The organism is Leucobacter sp. NPDC015123, assembly GCF_043080205.1.
GTDB classification, from domain to species: Bacteria; Actinomycetota; Actinomycetes; order Actinomycetales; family Microbacteriaceae; genus Leucobacter; species Leucobacter aridicollis_A.
Genome location: NZ_JBIBVH010000008.1, coordinates 37,915 through 55,977, shown reverse-complemented (window position 1 = coordinate 55,977; position 18,063 = coordinate 37,915). Strand labels below are relative to the sequence as shown.

Annotated in this window: 17 protein-coding genes and 1 tRNA gene; 9 read left to right on the top strand and 9 right to left on the bottom strand. The window is 62.3% G+C overall.

Features of this window, described 5'->3' with window-relative positions; translation table 11 throughout:
- Window positions 1–80: 80 nt before the first annotated feature.
- Together ACF07D_RS13865 and ACF07D_RS13860 are read right to left on the bottom strand one after the other, a co-directional pair.
- Window positions 81–2,501 (bottom strand): HAD-IC family P-type ATPase, encoded by a 2,421-nt coding sequence (locus ACF07D_RS13865; RefSeq protein ID WP_391505291.1) that lies wholly within the window; start codon window positions 2,499–2,501, stop codon window positions 81–83.
- Window positions 2,502–2,700: 199 nt separating this feature from the next.
- Window positions 2,701–2,784: transfer RNA gene (locus ACF07D_RS13860), tRNA-Leu, on the bottom strand.
- Window positions 2,785–2,952: 168 nt separating this feature from the next.
- Between ACF07D_RS13860 and ACF07D_RS13855 the strand changes: the two genes are divergently transcribed.
- From ACF07D_RS13855 to pknB, 7 genes are read left to right on the top strand one after another with little or no spacing between them, the layout of a single operon-like run.
- Window positions 2,953–3,702 (top strand): DUF3662 and FHA domain-containing protein, encoded by a 750-nt coding sequence (locus ACF07D_RS13855; RefSeq protein ID WP_119285379.1) that lies wholly within the window; start codon window positions 2,953–2,955, stop codon window positions 3,700–3,702.
- Entirely contained in the window at window positions 3,699–4,265 is a 567-nt protein-coding gene (locus tag ACF07D_RS13850) for an FHA domain-containing protein (RefSeq protein WP_119285380.1), read from the top strand. The genes ACF07D_RS13855 and ACF07D_RS13850 overlap by 4 nt, the downstream gene beginning before the upstream one ends.
- 44 nt (window positions 4,266–4,309) lie before the next feature.
- Window positions 4,310–5,641, top strand: a complete 1,332-nt coding sequence (locus ACF07D_RS13845) for a PP2C family protein-serine/threonine phosphatase (protein WP_391505290.1) — start codon at window positions 4,310–4,312, stop codon at window positions 5,639–5,641.
- A complete protein-coding gene (locus ACF07D_RS13840; RefSeq protein WP_255808675.1) occupies window positions 5,634–7,040 on the top strand; it encodes an FtsW/RodA/SpoVE family cell cycle protein in 1,407 nt (468 codons plus the stop codon). Before ACF07D_RS13845 ends, ACF07D_RS13840 begins: the two co-directional genes overlap by 8 nt.
- Window positions 7,037–8,524 carry a penicillin-binding protein 2 gene (locus tag ACF07D_RS13835; protein WP_119285383.1) on the top strand — a complete coding sequence of 496 codons (1,488 nt, stop codon included), beginning with the start codon at window positions 7,037–7,039 and terminating at the stop codon, window positions 8,522–8,524. Before ACF07D_RS13840 ends, ACF07D_RS13835 begins: the two co-directional genes overlap by 4 nt.
- On the top strand, window positions 8,521–10,251 hold the full coding sequence (locus tag ACF07D_RS13830) for a serine/threonine protein kinase (RefSeq protein WP_391505289.1): 1,731 nt from the start codon (window positions 8,521–8,523) through the stop codon (window positions 10,249–10,251). The genes ACF07D_RS13835 and ACF07D_RS13830 overlap by 4 nt, the downstream gene beginning before the upstream one ends.
- A gap of 49 nt (window positions 10,252–10,300) precedes the next feature.
- Window positions 10,301–12,034 (top strand): Stk1 family PASTA domain-containing Ser/Thr kinase, encoded by a 1,734-nt coding sequence (gene pknB / locus ACF07D_RS13825; RefSeq protein ID WP_391505288.1) that lies wholly within the window; start codon window positions 10,301–10,303, stop codon window positions 12,032–12,034.
- A 44-nt stretch (window positions 12,035–12,078) separates the two neighbouring features.
- On the opposite strand, the gene ACF07D_RS13820 is transcribed toward pknB, so the two are convergent.
- Genes ACF07D_RS13820 through ACF07D_RS13810 form a run of 3 tightly spaced genes read right to left on the bottom strand, consistent with a single transcriptional unit; the run spans window position 12,079 to window position 13,636 of the window.
- On the bottom strand, window positions 12,079–12,717 hold the full coding sequence (locus ACF07D_RS13820; RefSeq protein WP_119285385.1) for an aminodeoxychorismate/anthranilate synthase component II: 639 nt from the start codon (window positions 12,715–12,717) through the stop codon (window positions 12,079–12,081).
- Window positions 12,714–12,872, bottom strand: coding sequence for a hypothetical protein (locus tag ACF07D_RS13815; RefSeq protein ID WP_162921436.1), 159 nt, complete (start codon window positions 12,870–12,872; stop codon window positions 12,714–12,716). Before ACF07D_RS13815 ends, ACF07D_RS13820 begins: the two co-directional genes overlap by 4 nt.
- Complete coding sequence (locus ACF07D_RS13810; RefSeq protein WP_391505287.1) at window positions 12,872–13,636, bottom strand: class E sortase; 765 nt, start codon at window positions 13,634–13,636, stop codon at window positions 12,872–12,874. The genes ACF07D_RS13815 and ACF07D_RS13810 overlap by 1 nt, the downstream gene beginning before the upstream one ends.
- Before the next feature lie 60 nt (window positions 13,637–13,696).
- Between ACF07D_RS13810 and ACF07D_RS13805 the strand changes: the two genes are divergently transcribed.
- Window positions 13,697–13,972 (top strand): cell division protein CrgA, encoded by a 276-nt coding sequence (locus tag ACF07D_RS13805; RefSeq protein WP_119285387.1) that lies wholly within the window; start codon window positions 13,697–13,699, stop codon window positions 13,970–13,972.
- Window positions 13,973–14,197: 225 nt separating this feature from the next.
- On the opposite strand, the gene ACF07D_RS13800 is transcribed toward ACF07D_RS13805, so the two are convergent.
- On the bottom strand, window positions 14,198–15,007 hold the full coding sequence (locus ACF07D_RS13800; protein WP_391505286.1) for a rhomboid family intramembrane serine protease: 810 nt from the start codon (window positions 15,005–15,007) through the stop codon (window positions 14,198–14,200).
- Between the two features lie 172 nt (window positions 15,008–15,179).
- Window positions 15,180–15,689 carry a peptidylprolyl isomerase gene (locus ACF07D_RS13795; RefSeq protein WP_119285389.1) on the bottom strand — a complete coding sequence of 170 codons (510 nt, stop codon included), beginning with the start codon at window positions 15,687–15,689 and terminating at the stop codon, window positions 15,180–15,182.
- Window positions 15,690–15,759: 70 nt separating this feature from the next.
- Between ACF07D_RS13795 and ACF07D_RS13790 the strand changes: the two genes are divergently transcribed.
- Complete coding sequence (locus ACF07D_RS13790; protein WP_119285390.1) at window positions 15,760–16,260, top strand: DUF5324 family protein; 501 nt, start codon at window positions 15,760–15,762, stop codon at window positions 16,258–16,260.
- Between the two features lie 27 nt (window positions 16,261–16,287).
- On the opposite strand, the gene ACF07D_RS13785 is transcribed toward ACF07D_RS13790, so the two are convergent.
- Window positions 16,288–16,962: an NUDIX hydrolase gene (locus ACF07D_RS13785; protein WP_391505285.1), complete on the bottom strand. Its 675-nt coding sequence runs from the start codon at window positions 16,960–16,962 to the stop codon at window positions 16,288–16,290.
- 21 nt (window positions 16,963–16,983) lie between these two features.
- The gene (locus ACF07D_RS13780) at window positions 16,984–18,054 is read right to left on the bottom strand and encodes an alpha/beta hydrolase (protein WP_391505284.1); all 1,071 of its coding nucleotides are present in this window, start codon (window positions 18,052–18,054) and stop codon (window positions 16,984–16,986) included.
- Between the last annotated feature and the right edge of the window lie 9 nt (window positions 18,055–18,063).

Below are 18,063 nucleotides of genomic sequence, written 5' to 3'. Positions count from 1 at the left end.
GGCAAGGCAGCGTATTTTGTACATACACTATGCGATGGAGACTGCCTGCGTATACCTCAACTACGCATTATTTACATTCTTTATGTGAATGAAACATCACGTATTTCGATGCGCCGTTTATGCCAGAACCGGAGAGCCTCCACGAGGACCACGCCGATCCCGACGATGGCGAGCACGACGAGCCCCAACTGGGCTGGAAGCCACGTGACCGCGAAGAATTCGCGCACAATCGGCACGGCCCAAACGAGCCCAAGGCCCGCATACATCGAGAGGACGATGAGCACGCGGAACGGATGAACTGGGCGGGCGAGGACAGCGAGCACCCACAGCGCGATTCCGGCAAGCGTGAGCGTCGCAGCAGACTGCATTTCGGTGACAGTGAAATCGCCGACTCGTGGAGCGACGAGGTGAAGCGCAAGTATGCCGACAGTGACGATGATCCCGGCAGGCACCGCAAATGTCAGCGATCGCTTCATGAAACCGGGCCGGTACCGTGACGCGTTCGGCATGAGTGCCAGGAAAAACGCGGGAATACCGATCGTCAGCCCGTCGGTGATCGAGAGTTGCCGTGGCAGGAATGGAAATGCCCACGCCAGAAGTCCGAAAATCACGCCTATCGCCAGGGCGTATGTGGTCTTCGTCAAGAAGAGCTTCGACACGCGCTCAATGTTTGCGATCACGCGGCGACCCTCCGCCACGACGCCCGGCATCCTGTCGAACCTGCCGTCGAGGAGCACAAGCCGCGCGACTGCCTTGGTGGCGGGAGTTGCCGTGTCCATCGCAATCCCGAGGTCTGCATCTTTGATTGCGAGCGCGTCGTTCACGCCGTCACCAGTCATGGCGACAACATGGCCGCGGCTCTGCAACGCGTGGACCATCGCCCGCTTTTGCTGGGGGGTGACACGACCGAACACGCGCTCACGCTCGAGGATCTCAGCGAGCTCGTCAGGGTCTTCAGGGAGCGTTCGGGCGTCGACGCCACCAGCATGCTCGATTCCGACTTCTCGGGCGACGGCCGAGACGGTACGTGGATCGTCGCCGGAAATAATGCGCACAACCACGCCCTGCTTGGCAAAGAACGCCATCGTCTCGAGGGCATCTGTGCGCACCTCCTCGCGAAAGCTCAGGATCGCGACAGGCACGAGGCCACCGGGCAGCTCTGGTTGCTCCCCGCCACCGACGGGCTCGTACGAATGGGCGAGGAGGAGCGTGCGAAGGCCAGACTCTGCAATCGCACCTGCCTGCGTCAGCGCGTCCCGCGATTCCTCGGTATCTGTTGTCGCGAGCACGAACTCGGGAGCGCCGAAGATCCAACTGCCGGGCTCGCACCCGTCGGCCTCGTCTGTGAGGAGCGCGCTCCACTTTCGCGCAGAATCGAACGGGATCTCACCACACACACGCGGCGTGCGGAAGTCACCGAATGGATCCGCTAGGCACTGTGCAGTGCCGTTTGCATCGGGCGCAGTGCCAAGCGCGCCAAGCACGGACTCCCATCCGGCTCGCTCGGCGAGCTGTGCGACGTGGTTGAAGACGATCTCGCCTGTCGTGACGGTGCCAGTCTTGTCGAGGCAGAGGGCATCGACTCGCGCCAGTCCTTCCACGGCGGGAAGCTCCTGGATGAGCACGTTGTCTTTCGCGAGTTTCAGGCCACTCACGGCGAAAGCGATGCTCGTGATCAATACGAGCCCAAGGGGAACCATCGCGATTACCGCAGCAACGGCGCCGACGACTGCTTCACGCCACGCGCCCGAAGCGATCGCGGCACCCCAGCCACCGAATGCCTGCATTTGGCCGTTCACCACGATCAGGATCAGTGGGATCAGCGCCCACGAAATCCAGCGCAGGAGCGTATCGATACTCCCGCGAAGCTCGGATCGAACGAGGGAGAAGCGTCGGGCTTCAACCGTGAGTTTCGCTGCGTAGGAGTCTGCCCCGACCTGTACAACCTCGGCGAGCGCGCTTCCGCCCACGACGTTCGAGCCAGACAGCACTTCGTCTCCAGGTGCTTTCCGAATCGGGTCTGATTCTCCAGTGAGCATCGACTCGTCGACTTCAAGGCCGCGTGGACCGCCGTGATCTGTGTGTACGACGTGTGCGTCGGCAGTCACTTGGTCGCCAGGCCTGAGAACGAGGAGGTCTCCGAGGACTACGAGTTCAGGAGATATCTCGCGTGCGACACCGTCGCGGAGCACCCGGGCCGACGGCGCGTTCATCACAGCGAGCCTGTCGAGGGTGCGCTTTGCGTTGAATTCCTGCACAACCCCGATGACAGTGTTAAAGAGTGCTGGGAGCCCGAACAGTGCGTCCTGCCAACGCCCGAGCACCAGCAAGATTCCAAAGCCGGCAAACACGATCCCGTTGAAGACTGTGAAGACGTTCGCTGCAAGGATTTCACCGAGGGACCTGCTCGAACCGTCGGGCGACGCGTTCCCCTGGCCCGCACGCATTCGTGCGTCTGCCTCCGCCTCGGTCAACCCGCGTTTCACGTCAACAGCTGTCATTCGTCGTTCTTTCGGTTCAAGCCTTGGTCATGACCCGCCGTCAGCGCAGCCGTCTCGTCCGACAAATCTATCCTGCGGCCACTGGAGAGAAGCGGGGAATCCTTTGCTTGCCGATAGGCCCTACGCAAGCCATTCACAGGCCAAAACGAACAATGACCGAGAACCCAAAGGATTCTCGGTCATCATGCTTCGATACTCGTGCGCAAGGGGGGACTTGAACCCCCACGCCCTTGCGGGCACTGGCACCTGAAGCCAGCGCGTCTACCAATTCCGCCACTTGCGCGAGTCTGCCGCCCCCGCATGAGCTGCGTGGACAACTCGTACAGCTTAGCAGCACACGGCAATCCAAGACAAAGTGAGTACACTATTGCAGAATTACCCGCGTGGCGGATCATCTCTGCTGCGCGAATTCGCAAGGCTCGTAGTGCGGTTGAATTGAAAGGAGCGGGACATGGGATTTCTCGACAGCGTCGAACGCTCTCTCGAACGCGCCGTGAATGGCGCTTTCGCCCGCACATTCCGTTCGGGCGTGCAGCCCGTTGAGATTGGCTCCGCGCTCAAACGCGAGCTTGATATCGGAGCTGTCGTTGTCGACCGCGATCGCGTACTCGCCCCGAACCGCTTCGTCGTCCGCGTATCTCCGCAGGACGCCGACAGGCTGATCCGTCTCGGCAACACCCTTGAGAACGAGCTCCGCGAGATTGTGCGCAAGCACGCGGCTCGACAGAACTACCAGTTTCTTGGAGATCCAGACGTCGAGATCGTGTCTGACGGATCACTGACTGGTGGCGTGCTGCAGGTCGATGCGACCCAGGTTGAGGGCAGCGTCGACTGGGTCGCGGCAATCGATGTCGATGGCCAGCGCCACGAGCTCCGCCGCGGCACGACAGTCGTTGGCCGTGGTTCCGACTGCGACATTCGCATCACTGACAGCGCAGCTTCTCGCAAGCACCTCGAGATCATTTGGGATGGCGCCAGTGGGCTTGCCCGCGATCTCGGCTCAACGAACGGGTCGAAAATCGAGGGGCAGCGCTTCCGCGAGGCGCGACTGCAAACCGGGTCAGTGATCATGATTGGCCAGACTGCGCTACGCTTCCAACTGGTGCCGGGTCGAAGCCGGGCACCACGGCAGGGCTACTCAGCGGGTTCGTCAACGCGCGGCTCAGCAAGTGTCGACCAAGATTTCTGGGGGGCCAAGTGAGCGAACTCACGTTGCTCATCATGCGCATCGGCTTTCTGCTGTTGCTCTGGTTTTTCATCTTCTCGATCGTCTATGCGCTCAGGAGCGACCTCTTCGGTGCCCCGGCTCGGAAACTCAAGACCGAGGGCCCGACAGTGCAGCCTGCGCCCCCGGCACCGGCGCCGCAGCTCCAGCACGCTGCTGCCGCGCCCGCTCCGAGCCCGCAGTCTGCTAGCCCGTCACCAGTGATTACGCCGTCTGGCGGGGCGCTTCCGTCTGCTGGATCGTCGGGCCCGGCTCGATCACTCGTCATCACATCGGGGGTTGCGACAGGCACCTCGATCCCACTCGACGAAGACTTTGTCTCAATCGGCCGAAGCTCGGACTCGACACTCGTCATCGTCGACGAGTACACCTCCACCTATCACGCGCGCCTTGCCCGCTCTGGCGACAACTGGGTGCTCACTGACCTCGACTCAACAAACGGCACGCTCCTCAATGGCGAGAAAGTGCGCCGCTCTGTCAATGTGCCGACGTTCACTCCGGTTACGATCGGTAAGACAACGTTTGAGCTGAGGCCGTAGGCGTGTCATACGGGTACGCGAGCGCGGTAGCCTCGCACGTTGGTATGGTTCGTGCGAACAACCAGGACTCGGGGTACGCCGGCGATCAGTTGTTCCTCGTCGCCGATGGCATGGGTGGGCACGCGGGCGGCGATGTCGCTTCGGCGCTCGTCACTCGCGACGTCGCGAAGCTCGACGAACCGCAGACTGGGAACCCGGCAGACGCCGCTGAGCGGCTCCGACAGTCGCTGCTCGTTGCGAACACGATGCTCCGGGACACTGTCAAAGAGCATCACGAGCTCGCAGGCCTTGGCACGACCTTCGTCGGGTTTCTCACCGTCGGCGATCAGCTGGCTGCGGCGCACATTGGAGACTCGCGACTCTATCTATTTCGTGACGGCGTTCTCCAGCAGATCACGAAGGATCACACCTTCGTGCAGCGGCTCGTAGACAGCGGGCGGATCACTGAAGAAGAGGCGCAATACCACCCGCGTCGCTCGGTGCTCATGCGTGTGCTCGGAGACGTCGAGTCGGCCCCCGAGGTCGACACGATGGTGCTCGACACCCGCCCGGACGACATCTGGTTGCTCTGTTCTGACGGGCTGTGCGGATACGTCAGTGACGACGACATCGAAAAAGTGCTCCGCCGCCGCCGCTCGTTGCAGAGCGCGGTCGACGATCTCATTGACAAGAGCCTCTCGCACGGTGCGCCAGACAACGTCACCGTCGTGCTCGTGGAGACCACGACACCCGAGGAGGCCGAGGAGCTGGAGGTCGACGCTCCCGCATCGGTGCAGCGCCCAGGAGACACGCTTGAGATCGGCGGCCGGCTGTTCGAGGACGACGACCCGCTGCCAGACCTCACGAACGCGGACGGCGATCCAGTCGGCCCACGAAACCCGCGATTCGTTGGCTCAGCCGCGAACGCGCCACAGCTCCGCGACGGAACGACGAATACGGCTCGCACGCGTCTCGCGAGTCGCAGGCGCATTCGCCGTGTCCCCGCAGTCGAAGAAAGCCACTTTGAGGCAAGGGCCGACGAGTATCTCGCGGAGCTGCTCGCTGAAACGAGAAGAAGTAACCGGCGCCGGCGCGCGATGTGGCTTCTCGGCGTTATCGCAGTGCTCGCCGCAATCGGCGGCGCGCTGCTTGTTGGGTACCAGTGGACGCAAACACGCTATTTCGTTGGCACAGACGGCGACACAGTCATCATCTACCAGGGCGTCAATCAGGATCTGGGTTCGCTGTCGCTCTACTCGGTAGCCGAGGACACCGGGATCCCGCTTGCTGCCCTTGACGGTCTCGAGCGGCGTACGATCGAGCGTACGCTCGCCGCGGGCTCGCTGCAGGATGCGCGCGACATCGTCGACAGGTTGGGAGATCTCCCAGATGCCTAACTCGTCGAAAAAGTCAGAACCACGCAGCTTCGAGAAGAATCGGACGAGCGAGACGGTGCTCCAGCGGATCACAGCGATCCGCGCGCCCCGCAAGCTCCGCACCCTCGAGACCGCGCTCTTGATTTTCGCCCTCGGCATCGGCATTGCCGCCGTCGTGACGATCGACCTCACGCTGAACCAAGAGGTCACCCCGGCGCTCCTTGCAACCGGGATCCCGTTCATTCTCGCGGTGTTCGGGCTGCACTTGCTTGTTCGCCGCATCGCGCCCGACGCTGACCCGCTGATCATGCCAATCGCAGTGATGCTGAACTCAATTGGCGTCGCGATGATCTATCGCATCGATCTCGCGCGCGGCCTGACTGGCTGGGACGCGACAAGCGTTCGTCAGCTGCTCTGGTCGACAATCGCACTCGTGCTCGCCGGTGTGGTGTTGCTCGTCATCAAGAACCACCTGGTGTTGTACCGCTACACCTACCTGTTCGGCCTCGGCGCGCTTGTACTGCTGCTCTTGCCAATGCTGCCCTTTATCGGGCACGAGGAGTGGGGCGCACGCGTTTGGATCAAGGTCGGCTCGTTCTCATTCCAGCCTGGCGAGATCGCGAAGATTTTCCTCGCGATCTTCTTTGCGGGGTACCTCGTGCGCAACCGCGACGCACTGTCGATGGTCGGAAAGAAGTTCGCGGGCATCCGCTTCCCGCGGGGCCGCGACCTTGGGCCGCTGCTCGCTTTCTGGCTCGTTGCCATGTCCGTTCTCGTGTTCCAGCGCGACCTCGGTACCTCACTTTTGTACTTCGGGCTCTTTTTGTCGATGCTCTACCTCGCAACGGGGCGCATCGGCTGGGTCATCTTGGGCGTCGGCCTCTTCCTTGTTGGCGGGATCGCGGCGAGCCAGACGCTGCCCTACGTGCAGCGCCGATTCGCGAACTGGTTGGATCCGTTCGCAGACCCCTACGACGCGGGCCTGCAGATGGTGCAGGGGCTCTTCGGGATGGCCAACGGCGGCATGACCGGAACCGGGCTCGGCCAGGGCTATCCAGCAGATACCCCTGTCGCCGAGAGCGACTACATCTTCCCGAGCCTCGGCGAAGAGCTCGGTCTGATCGGTCTCTTCGTAGTGCTCGCCGCGTACCTGTTGCTCGTTGGCCGCGCGCTGCGCATCGGCTTTGCTGGGCAGGACGACTTCGGCAAACTCCTCGCCTCGGGTCTCGGATTCGCGATCGCGCTCCAGGTGTTCGTCGTCGTTGGCGGCGTCACCCGCGTGATCCCGCTCACTGGTCTGACGGCACCATTCCTCGCAGCCGGCGGCTCCTCGCTCGTATCGAACTGGATCATTGTCGTGCTGCTACTTCTGCTCTCAAACTCGGTGCGCAACCGACCTAAGCTGGTGATCCGCTCATGAACAAGCAGCTGAAGTTTCTCTCCCGCGCGGTATTCGGCATGTTTCTCGTGCTGTTTTTCTCTGTCACGATGATCCAGTTCGTGAACGCCGACGAACTGCGCAATAACCCGCTGAACCAGCGGACAATCAAGAATGGCTACAAGGTTGAGCGCGGCTCAATCATCGTCGACGGTGAGCCAGTCGCCTTTTCAACCCCAACGCAGGACACGTTTCGCTACCTCCGAAACTACGACCCTGGCGTGCTCTACGCGCCGGTCACCGGCTACTACTCCAGGCAGCAGGGCATGACCGGCCTCGAAGCCGCGATGAATAAAGAGCTCACGGGCAACGCCGACGGTCAGTTCTTCACCCGCATCCAGAACACGCTGAACGGTGTGAAGCCGCAGGGAAGCTCGATCGACACCACGATTAGCGGGAAGGTCCAGAAAGCCGCCTACGAGGCGATGCAGGAGTACTCGTTCGAGGGCGCGGTCGTCGCGATCGAGCCGAAGACTGGCCGCATCCTCGCGCTCGTGTCGACGCCAAGCTACGACCCGAATCTGCTCTCTTCAAACGACGACAGCGAGATCATCGCGAACTACGAGGCGCTCAGCGCCGAAGAGATGCAACCCCTCATGAACCGTGCGATTGCCGGGGATCTCTACCATCCGGGCTCTGTCTACAAGCTCGTCACAGCCTCCGCCGCTATCGAAAGCGGAGCGGCGAAGCCGTCGACTGAGTTTGCGAACCCAGCAAGTCTCACGCTCCCCCAGTCAAACGCCGTGATGCGCAACTCCGACCAGCAGACCTGCGGCACGGGCGCGAAAGCCTCCCTCGAAACTGCAATCATGTACTCATGCAATATCCCGATCGCGGAGATGGCGATGGGAATGGACAAAGACGAGGTGCCCAAGATGGCGCGCGCCTTCGGGTTCGAGCACGATCTCACGATTCCGCTTGAGGTGACGCCAAGCGTCGCGCCGACTCCACTCGACAAGGCACAGGTAGCGCTCTCCTCGATCGGCCAGCTCGACGTTCGTACCACCCCGTTGCAGGTGGCGATGGTCTCTGCGGCGATCGCGAACGGTGGCAAGGTGATGACGCCGCAGCTCGTTGATCGGGTTATTGCTCCTGACCTCCGCGTCGAGCAAGAGTTCGATCCTGAGGAGCTGAGCCAACCAATCTCACCAGAGACAGCGCAGGCCGTTGCTGGGATGATGGAAAAGGGCGTCTCCGATTCGACTGGCTTCGCCCACCTCTCGGCGATCGACGGCGTACGCGTCGCGGGTAAGACAGGTACGGCGCAGACAGGTATAGACGCCAACGGGAACGATCTTCCCTATACCCTTTGGTATACGGGCTTTGCGCCAGTCGACGACCCCAAGGTCGCGGTCGCTGTCGTAATCGCTAACGGGGGCGGCGAGAGCTTTGATTTTCAGGGAGGTTCGTACGAACTCCCGACGGCAGTAGGTAAACGAGTGATGGAAGCGGTGTTGAACGGATGAGACCAGCGGCAGGGATCACATTCGGCGGGCGCTACGAGCTGAGTTCCCGTATCGCAGTCGGCGGTATGGGCGAGGTGTGGCGCGCAAGCGACAGCATCATCGGTCGCACCGTCGCCATCAAGATCCTCAAAGACGAGTACATGGGCGACCCCGGCTTCCTCGAGCGCTTCCGCGCGGAGGCCCGCCACGCTGCGCTCGTGAACCACGAGGGCATCGCAAACGTATTCGACTATGGCGAGGAGCAGGGCTCCGCCTACATCGTCATGGAACTCGTGCCGGGAGAGCCGCTCTCGGCGATCGTCGACCGCGAAGGGCGCCTCCCAGCAAACCGCGTGCTCGGCATCGTCGCGCAGACAGCAACGTCGCTACAGGCGGCCCACGACGCGGGTCTCGTGCACCGTGACATCAAGCCTGGCAACCTGCTCATCACGCCTGAGGGTCGCGTGAAGATCACCGACTTCGGCATCGCCAGGATCGCTGATCAGGTGCCCCTGACCGCGACTGGTCAGGTCATGGGCACAGTCCAGTACCTGGCGCCTGAACAGGCGAGCGGCCACGCCGCGACCCCGTCAACCGATATTTACTCGCTCGGCATCGTCGCGTACGAGTGCCTCGCAGGCAAGCGCCCCTTCACCGGCGAGTCACAGGTGGCCATCGCCATGGCGCAGATCAACGACACCCCGCCGGAGCTTCCGGCTGACGTACCGGAGCCCGTGCGCAACCTCGTCATGTCTTGCCTGTCGAAGGATGCCGCAAACCGCCCGGAGTCTGCGGCGAAGCTCGCCCAGGCCGCTGCGGCGCTGCACCGTGGCAACATCGAGCTCGCCGCGAGCTACGTGCCACAGATCCTTGGCGAGAAGGAAGACCCGACGGCGACAGTCGTTATGCAGCAGCCCGGAGGAGACGCTGCGACCACAGTCATGCCAAGCACCCAGGTGCTCGACCCGACGGTCGCACTCACTGAGAGCGGCGAGCCTCTTGGTGAGGAGTCCGAGGAGGAAGAGAAGAAGCGCAGCCGCTGGACGTGGCCGCTCATCACTCTTCTCGCCTTGTTGCTGCTCATCGGCGGCGGCACAGCCATCGCGCTTCTGAACAACGGCGGTGACAAGAAGCCCACCGAGACTTCCCAGACGACGACCAAACCGACGAAGACAACCACGAAGCCAACTGAAACGACTACCCCGCCGCCTGTCACGAGCGCCTCGATCGACTCGAACCAGGTAATCGGTAAGTCGTTCGAGGAGGCCAAGGGGTACCTCGAGGGTCTCGGCTTCACGAATATCGCAAAGAAGGACGGTTCCCCGGTTCCCGACGGCGAGGTCGGCCTGGTGTCCGACATCTCGCCGACAGGCAAGGCCGAGTTCAACGAGCTCATCACTGTCACCGTGAACATCGCGTTCGGCACGATCCAGACGCCCGGCGCGCCCGGCGTCGCGAACTCAACCGTCAAGGTCGGCGATCCGATCGTGCTGCAGAGTTTCGCGTCCGCGTGCCCTGCCGGCCTGCAGCTCGGCGCCTACGAGGTGCAGCTCTCCGACGAGTCGCTCGCGCAGCTGACGAACAACGCCTCAGCGAGTGGAGCAACGCTCCGCGCTACCGCTCCGGGCACGCTCAACGTCACCTACAGCTACCGCTGCGAGGGGCCCCAGCAACGCGTGTCCGAGGTGTCGGCTCCCGTGACTGTCACGATTCAGCCACAAGACAGCAACGAGGATGAAGAAAGCTAGCCATTCGAGCTTTTGATCAGGGGACCAAGCAATAGACTTTGGTTCAGTTATGTCGACGAGTGCGGAAGAGGTGAACATGTCGGAAACCGCGAGCGGGGGAAACTCGCGAGTTCTTGCGGGGCGCTACGCGATCGGCGAGTTCATCGGGCAGGGTGGCATGGCCACCGTCTACCGGGGCACCGATATCAAGCTTGGCCGCCAGGTGGCGATCAAGATAATGAAGTCGGAGCTTTCCGGCGACGAGCAGTTTCGCTCGCGGTTTCGACAGGAGGCCCAGTCTGCCTCCCGGATGGCGCACCCGACGATTGTGCGTGTCTTCGATGCCGGCGACGACCTGATCCAAACCGCCGAGGGCGCGAAGCGGTTGCCGTTCATCGTGATGGAGTACGTCGAGGGAACAAACCTCAGACAGTTCATCGAAGAGAACGACCTGTCGCTCACCGAGGCGTCCCGCATCGTTCAGTCGGTGCTGACCGCGCTCGAGTACTCGCACCGTGCGGGCATCGTCCACCGGGACATCAAGCCCGCGAACATCATGATCACGAAGGCCGGCCAGGTCAAGGTCATGGACTTCGGTATCGCGCGCGCGGTCTCGGACACCTCGTCGACGCTGCAGCAGACCACCGCCATACTCGGCACGGCAGCCTATTTCTCGCCTGAGCAGGCGAAGGGCGAATCAGTCGACGCACGCACCGACCTCTACTCGACCGCAGTGCTGCTGTACGAACTCCTTGCCCGGGATGTCCCGTTCCGCGGCGACACCGCAGTGGCTGTTGCATACCAGCACGTCAGCGAACGGCCACGGCCAGCAAGCGAACGAAACCCCGAGGTCACGCCAGAGCTCGACCGCGTCGTGCTCTACGGCCTTGGAAAGGACCGCGCCCGTCGCTTCCAGACCGCAGCGGAGTTCCGTGAGGCACTCGCTGTCGCGTCGAGCGGCAAGATGCCCGACCTGCCGAGACACGACACCCAGAACACTGTCCTCTTCTCCGCAGGCGAAGAGGTATCCGAGTCTGACCTCGCGATTCGTCAGCTCGCAGAAGGCGGCGGCAGCCGCACTCAGAGCCGCCCACCAGTCATGTGGACGTGGGCCGCGATCCTGACAATCGCGGCAATTGTCATTGCCGTGGTCTTCTGGCTCGTAAACCTCGTGCCGAACGAGATTTCCCCTTCGAACGTGCGTGAAATCCCAGACCTCACGGACCTCACCCGATCTGAGGCTGTCGAAGAGCTTACTGCCCTCGATCTTGAGGTCATTCAGATCGAGCAACCTGACGAGAAGGTCGCGAGCGACCACGTCATTTCAACGGACCCAGAGGCCGGTACGACTGTGAACATCGGTGACGAGGTCACTGTGCTGATCTCGTCTGGTCCGGTTCAGGCCGTGGTGCCCGACTTCGCTGGAAAGTCGCAGGACGACTTCACCAAAGAACTTGCTGACCTCGGCCTTGTCGTCGGAAAGGTCATTACGAAGGACGACCCGGTTGCGCCTGACGGACGAGTCCTCGGCATCTCACCGGAGGCCGGAAGCAAACTTGACTCTGGCGCCGCAGTTGACCTCACAGTGGCTTCGGGCAAGGTTGATGTTCCAGACGTCGTGAATCAGTCGCTTGATACCGCCCAGAACGCGCTGAGTGGACTGGGGCTCGACGTGACAATTGATGCCCAGATGGCGTCTGCGACCGGCTGCACCTACAACCCGCAGCTGCTCATCACTGGTCAGACTGTCGTGGGGTCGAGCCCGCAGGGATCGCAGATCACGCTGAGCTACTGCGCCGGCTAGGCCGGACGGAGCGTGAAGCAGGCGCCAAGCACGCCCCGTCTGGCCTATTCGGTTGCGATGAGTGGTGAGAGCGTTGCCGCGATCTCAGCGGCATTCTCGAGGCCGACAACCCGTAGCCAGTTACCCAGCTGCTGGTAGCCCCCCTCAGTGAGCACCGATTCGGGGTGGTATTGCACGCCGAACATCGGCAGCTCCCGGTGACGAAGCGCCATCACCACGCCTCCGGCAGTCTCAGCGGTCACTGTGAGGCTCTCAGGCACTGTGCTGCGCACAACCGCGAGCGAGTGGTACCTCGTCGCATCAAACTCCGCTGGCACGCCCGCGAAGAACTCATCGTCGGCGTGACGCACTCGCGACACCTTGCCGTGCATGAGTTCCTCGGCGTGAGTCACAGTCGCCCCAAGCGCCTCGGCGATCGCCTGGTGGCCGAGGCAAACGCCAAGCAACGGGATTCCCGTGCGCACAGCGATACCGACCATCGGAATCGAAACGCCAGCGGCTGCCGGGGTGCCAGGGCCTGGCGAGATGAGGACGCCGTCGAAACCCGTGACGAGCTGTTCGAGCTCGCCGACTGACACATCGTCGTTACGTATCACCCTCGTCTCTGCTCCAAGCTGCTGGAGATAACCGTTGAGTGTGTAGACGAAACTGTCGTAGTTATCGATAACGAGTACGCGGGTCATGTTGCAACCGTCGATTCCTGTTCGGGGAGCATTTCGAGTGCCCACGGATAGACGTATGTAATGAGCGCCCACACGAGCGCGACTGCCGCACCGAGAAGCACGATCACACGGAACCAGGCTGGGCCTGGAAAGAATCGCCAGAGTAGTGAGAACACTATGCCCGTCCTTCCATAATCGCGGGGTTGAGCTCGATAAGCTCGGCCGGCGGGCCGTCGGCGCGTGGCTGGAAGCTCTCGAACACCGAATACGCGATCGCTCGCTCGTCTGTGCCCCAATTCTTCGGATGGCACGTCGTCAGCGTCATGATCTGATCGGTCGGCTCAAATCCGTCGATGCGCGGAAACGAGTTGAGCACCTCACCCTCGGTCGGCCACACATACTCAAGCGACCGAAAACGGTAGGTGTACCACCCGTCCTGCGTTTCGAAGAACAGTGGGTCGCCGACGCGGAGATTCATGACTTCCTTGAACGGCGTAATGTAGCCGCCGGAGCGGTGGGCGGCGATCGCAAAGTTTCCTGGCTCGCCAGGCAGTGCACTGTTCGTGTAGTGCCCGATTCCCTTGTCCTCAAGATTCAGCGTCTCCCATGGGTCGGTGCCCTGGGCGACATTGTTCACAAAGGTCGTGCCAAATGCTGGCACGTGGAGCTGGCCGAAGACTTCGCCGGGACCACCGACCTCAGGAACCGGGACCGTGCCGTCGAACGGAGGTTGCTCGGCGGCAGCCTTGTCCCACTCAGCAGAAGTTGCGTGCGAAAGCTCAAGTTGCTTGCCCGTCACAACGAGACCTGTGTGCCATGGCTGCCAGACGATGTAACCGAACACGGCGAGGCCGGCGACGATCAACAGCTCGCCGATCACCGTCAACGGGCTCAGCCGGGCGCGACGGCGACGGCCTCTGCGTGGAGTTACATCGTTCATTTGTAGCCATTCTAAGCCGAGCACACTGGGCAGACACCACGAACTGGGTAGACTGTCACCATGGCAGCAGCTGGTAAAGAAGTAAGCAAGCGCAACGCGGCGGAGGCCGCGGCACGACGTGAGCAAAAGGAAGCCGCGCGACGGGATGCACCGAACCCTGTGTGGTTCAAGCCCGTCATGTTCGGTTTCATGCTGCTCGGGCTCCTCTGGATCGTCCTGTTTTACATCACGAGCTCGAACCTTCAGCTCCCGATTCCGCAGCTGGGTCAGGCAAACATCTTCGTTGGGTTCGGCTTCGTGCTCATCGGGTTTCTGATGACTCCCTGGTGGAAGTAATCCACAGGCTCGTCTGAACTACATCGGTGTAATTCTCCCCAGCTGGGGAGAACCCTGTGGATAACTTTTCACAAGTTTTGAGATTGTGCAGGGCCCGGAGCCCGGGCATATGAGCGCACCGTTGCGTCCATCCGCCTGACACCTCAAGATACGAAAGCGGCACGAGTGGGTATTCCCACTCGCGCCGCTTTCGTACGGTACGCCGTTTTTGGCAGCCCTACTGCCCTACAACGGTGACACCACGAGGAACGCGCAAGAAAGCGCGACGAGCAGCGCACCGACTGCCGAGAGGCCGACGATCTGTCGTGCCTTCAGGCGCGGCCCGCGAGTCTGCACAATGACCCACATAGTGAGCGCGCCGACAACCATTCCGCCGAGGTGCGCCTGCCACGAAATGTTTGCTCCTGGCATGAACCCGATGCCGAAGTTGATCGCGAGCAGCACGATCAACGATGTTACGTTCGCGTTCATTGATTTGAACGCGACAACTGTCGCAGCGAGGACGCCGAAGATGGCTCCCGAGGCACCAACAGTTGGGGTGAACAATCCTGTCGTGTCGGCGTAGCCCCACAGCATGACACCAAGGGAGCCACCGATACCCGCGAACAAGTAGAGCACCAGGAAGCGCCACTTGCCAATGAGCTGCTCGAGGTTCCTGCCAAACATGTACAGGGCAAGCATGTTGAACAGGATGTGCGGGAGAAAACCTACCGAGTGAGTAAACATCACCGTGAGCATGCGCCACGGCTGGAACTCGGCGTTGAGGTACGCTCCGTCGGGATACCCAGGCAATGCCCCCGCGGCAATCTGGTGAGTCCCGTCTGCGAGTGAATACGTCGGCACGTACCAGAGGGCACTCGTCACGCCGTCCTTACCGAAGTAATGACTGAGGAGTTGGAGTGCGAACACAATGACGTTGAGCGCAATGATCGAGGTCGTTACCGGGTAGTCAAGGGCGGCAATACGCCGCCCAGCGACCCGAGCTGAGCGACTGAACCGTGCCGCGCCCTTTGGCGCCGCGCTCGTCTGCTTCACGCATTCCCGGCACAGCACCCCAACGGGCGAGGCGATCTGGCACTCGGGGCAGATCGTTCGTCCGCAGCGCTGACAGAGCGTAAAGCTTTGTCGCCCGGGGTGGCGGTAGCAGACGTCAGATTCTCCGTACTCCGCCCGCTCCCCGTAGCTCGGGCCGCTTGTCGCCAAGGTGTTAGACCGCGGCGATGTCGACGCCGGTCATCACGACGTCCTCGACGGGGCGGTCAGCCGCGCCTGTCTGCACTGCCGAGATCGTGTCGACGACTGCCTTCGACTCATCGTCGGCAACCTCACCAAAGATTGTGTGCTTGCCGTTGAGCCAGTCAGGAGCGATCGTCGTAATGAAGAACTGCGAGCCGTTCGTGCCCGCGAGGCGTCCGGTCATGTCCGGGCGCTTGCCTGCATTCGCCATCGCCAGCTGGTACGGCTTGGTGAAGCCGAGCTCGGGGTGGATTTCGTCATCGAAGTTGTAGCCAGGCCCGCCGGTGCCAGTGCCTGTCGGGTCACCGCCCTGGATCATGAAGTTCGGGATGATGCGGTGGAAGATCACACCGTCGTAGAACCCCTTCTCTGCAAGGTCAACGAAGTTCTTCACCGTCTTCGGTGCATGATCACCAAAAAGGTTGATAACAATGTCGCCGTGGTTGGTGTGGATAGTCGCTACTGCGGTGTGAATGGTCATGTCACAAGTGTACGGTGTAGCGTGGGAAGCCAAGTGGACGCGTCCCGTGCTACTTGAAGGAGGATCCGGAATGAAACTCTCACGCAAGCGTCGTCGCGAGCTCCGCGAACTGCGCTCTGACGCCCAATTACTCCTCGACCAGCAGCTCGAGGTTCTCGGCAACGCGGGTACGGTTGTCAAGCACGCCGGCCACCAGGCTCGCCTGCTCAGCGATGAGCACGTAGCGCCCCGCATCAACCAGGCCGTCGACCGTGTGCGCCCTGTTGTTGATCGAGGAGTCGCATCAGCGCGAAGCGCGGCCCGCACAGTGCGCCGAGCGACTGCTCCCGCCGTCGCGAGTGCGCTCGCCTCGACGATTCGCACACTCGACGAGATCGAGAATCCCAAGGCCGCGGCGCAGGTTCGCGACTTCGGTGTGCGCGCCGGCTATCTTGAGCCTGTGAAGAAGAAGCGCAACGTCTCAGGCATCATCGCACTCACACTCGGGGCCGCAGCAGCGGTCGGTGTCGGGTATGCACTCTGGCAGGCGTTCCGCACCGACGACGAGCTCTGGGTCGCCCCCGAAAGCTAACAGCGCGTTTCGAGTGCCACCGATTGGCTAGCGCCCGCGTGATTTCGAGCGTCCAGCGCTTGGTCGCGCGGCGCTAGCCTTCGTGCTTCCAACCCCCTGCGCCGCAGCAGGTTTAGCGGTACCGCCCTTGGCTCCTGCGTTCTTCGGCGAGCCCTGCTTCGGCGAGCCCTGCTTCGGCGAGCCCTGCTTCGGCGAGCCCTGCTTCGCCGCTCCGGCCCTGCCCCCGCCAGACTTCGTGGCACCGCCACGGCCCTGCCCGCCACGGCCCTGGCCTGTACCGCGGCGGCTGAGACCCGCCATCCGTAGCCCAGTCTGCACGAGCGAGAGCGTCTTGAGCGAGCTCACGTCTTTGAGCGAGACCCACCTGGCTTCGTCGGACGAGCCATCAACCTCGTTGCGAAGCGGACCGTCCTGTACGGTTGCCCGATATACGATCCTGATTGTGTGCATCTCAGGGTCGGTGCCCTCGGGAACTTCCTCGCGCACCATGACCCTGGAGTCGACACCGAGCAGCCGTCCGGGCTTCGCGTGCAGCCCCGTCTCTTCGAAGACCTCGCGTACGACAGCATCCTTCGGATCCTCACCAGGATCGATGCCCCCACCAGGCAGCGTCCATCCGTGTAGGTGCCCCCGACGCCAGTGGGTAAGCAAGATCTTGCCGCGGCGCTCAATGACCGCGTAAGCCGCTACCCGTAGATCCATATAGTGAGCCTACCGCGAGGCTCACTCAACCGCCCGACGCCACCCTTTCGCGAAGCGCTCCATCCGCGTGTACGCGTCGTAGCGCGGCTCCTCTGCCGAGACGAATACGTCGTGTAGCGCCCCTTGGATCCGCTCAATCGTCACGGACGGGCCAAGGCGAAGCGCTGCCCTGGCAACGCCGTCGACGTCGAGCACGCTGTCGGCACGAGTGAGCTCCGGGCTCCAGCGTGCGGGAATCGCGGATCGGGCTGAGAGGAGTACGCACACAGGAACGTCTATGTTGAGGCCGCGATACACAAGATCGTGACCGGCAAGAATAGCCTTGAGCCATCCGGTGTGGACCGGATGGCTCTGTTCGGGCCGCCATTCCTGGTTGATGCGCGCAACATCCGCATCCGGCCCGACCTCACGCACGGCGCGCGCATAGAAGCCGTAGTCAAGTTGCGGAATTCCCTCGAGCGGACTCAGCTTCGCCCCCAAGGTCACGATCGGCGCGATCATCTGTCTGCCGCGCGTCGAGAGCTGCAGTTCAAGCCACGGACTGTTCAGCACAACTGCGTCTGCGACGCCCGGGTGTCGGCTCGCCCACAGGCTGAGCACAAGTCCGCCTGTCGAATGCCCGAGCAGCAGAATCTTCCGTTCGCCTGCATTGCGTTGGCTCGAGGCCCGCATCTCTGCGAGCGCGAAGTCAATCTCTACGTCGTAATCCTCGAGGTCGTCGACGTAACCTGCTGTCTGCCCGGGCCGCAGGCTCCTTCCGTAGCGCCGGAGGTCGAGCGCGAAGAACCTCGCGCCGCGCTCTGTCCAAAACCTCGCAAGATCAGTCTGAAAGAAGTAGTCTGACCAGCCGTGCACGTAGAGCACATCGACGTCTTCGAAATCTCGTGCGCGGCCGATGATGCGCTGCCACAGAGACCGGTTCGTGGGGAGCGACCTGACGAGGGTCGCGACAAGTCGTGGCCGCTGCTGCTCGTCCCCGTCACCAACGTGACTTCCCTTGCCATCAGTAAAGGCTGGATCGTCGTCGGCGCCAAGCTCAAAGGTGAGCTGCTCAAAGCCGTCGCCGAGCACATCGGGTCGCCATTGAATCATGCTGCCAGT

Coding starts and splice junctions, on each gene's coding strand:
- ACF07D_RS13810 (WP_391505287.1), bottom strand. CDS start 13,636: ATGAACGATGTAACTCCACGCAGAGGCCGTCGCCGTCGCGCCCGGCTG.
- ACF07D_RS13865 (WP_391505291.1), bottom strand. CDS start 2,501: ATGACAGCTGTTGACGTGAAACGCGGGTTGACCGAGGCGGAGGCAGAC.
- ACF07D_RS13820 (WP_119285385.1), bottom strand. CDS start 12,717: ATGACCCGCGTACTCGTTATCGATAACTACGACAGTTTCGTCTACACA.
- ACF07D_RS13790 (WP_119285390.1), top strand. CDS start 15,760: ATGAAACTCTCACGCAAGCGTCGTCGCGAGCTCCGCGAACTGCGCTCT.
- ACF07D_RS13830 (WP_391505289.1), top strand. CDS start 8,521: ATGAGACCAGCGGCAGGGATCACATTCGGCGGGCGCTACGAGCTGAGT.
- ACF07D_RS13845 (WP_391505290.1), top strand. CDS start 4,310: ATGGTTCGTGCGAACAACCAGGACTCGGGGTACGCCGGCGATCAGTTG.
- ACF07D_RS13835 (WP_119285383.1), top strand. CDS start 7,037: ATGAACAAGCAGCTGAAGTTTCTCTCCCGCGCGGTATTCGGCATGTTT.
- ACF07D_RS13855 (WP_119285379.1), top strand. CDS start 2,953: ATGGGATTTCTCGACAGCGTCGAACGCTCTCTCGAACGCGCCGTGAAT.
- pknB (WP_391505288.1), top strand. CDS start 10,301: ATGTCGACGAGTGCGGAAGAGGTGAACATGTCGGAAACCGCGAGCGGG.
- ACF07D_RS13795 (WP_119285389.1), bottom strand. CDS start 15,689: ATGACCATTCACACCGCAGTAGCGACTATCCACACCAACCACGGCGAC.
- ACF07D_RS13840 (WP_255808675.1), top strand. CDS start 5,634: ATGCCTAACTCGTCGAAAAAGTCAGAACCACGCAGCTTCGAGAAGAAT.
- ACF07D_RS13780 (WP_391505284.1), bottom strand. CDS start 18,054: ATGATTCAATGGCGACCCGATGTGCTCGGCGACGGCTTTGAGCAGCTC.
- ACF07D_RS13805 (WP_119285387.1), top strand. CDS start 13,697: ATGGCAGCAGCTGGTAAAGAAGTAAGCAAGCGCAACGCGGCGGAGGCC.
- ACF07D_RS13785 (WP_391505285.1), bottom strand. CDS start 16,962: ATGGATCTACGGGTAGCGGCTTACGCGGTCATTGAGCGCCGCGGCAAG.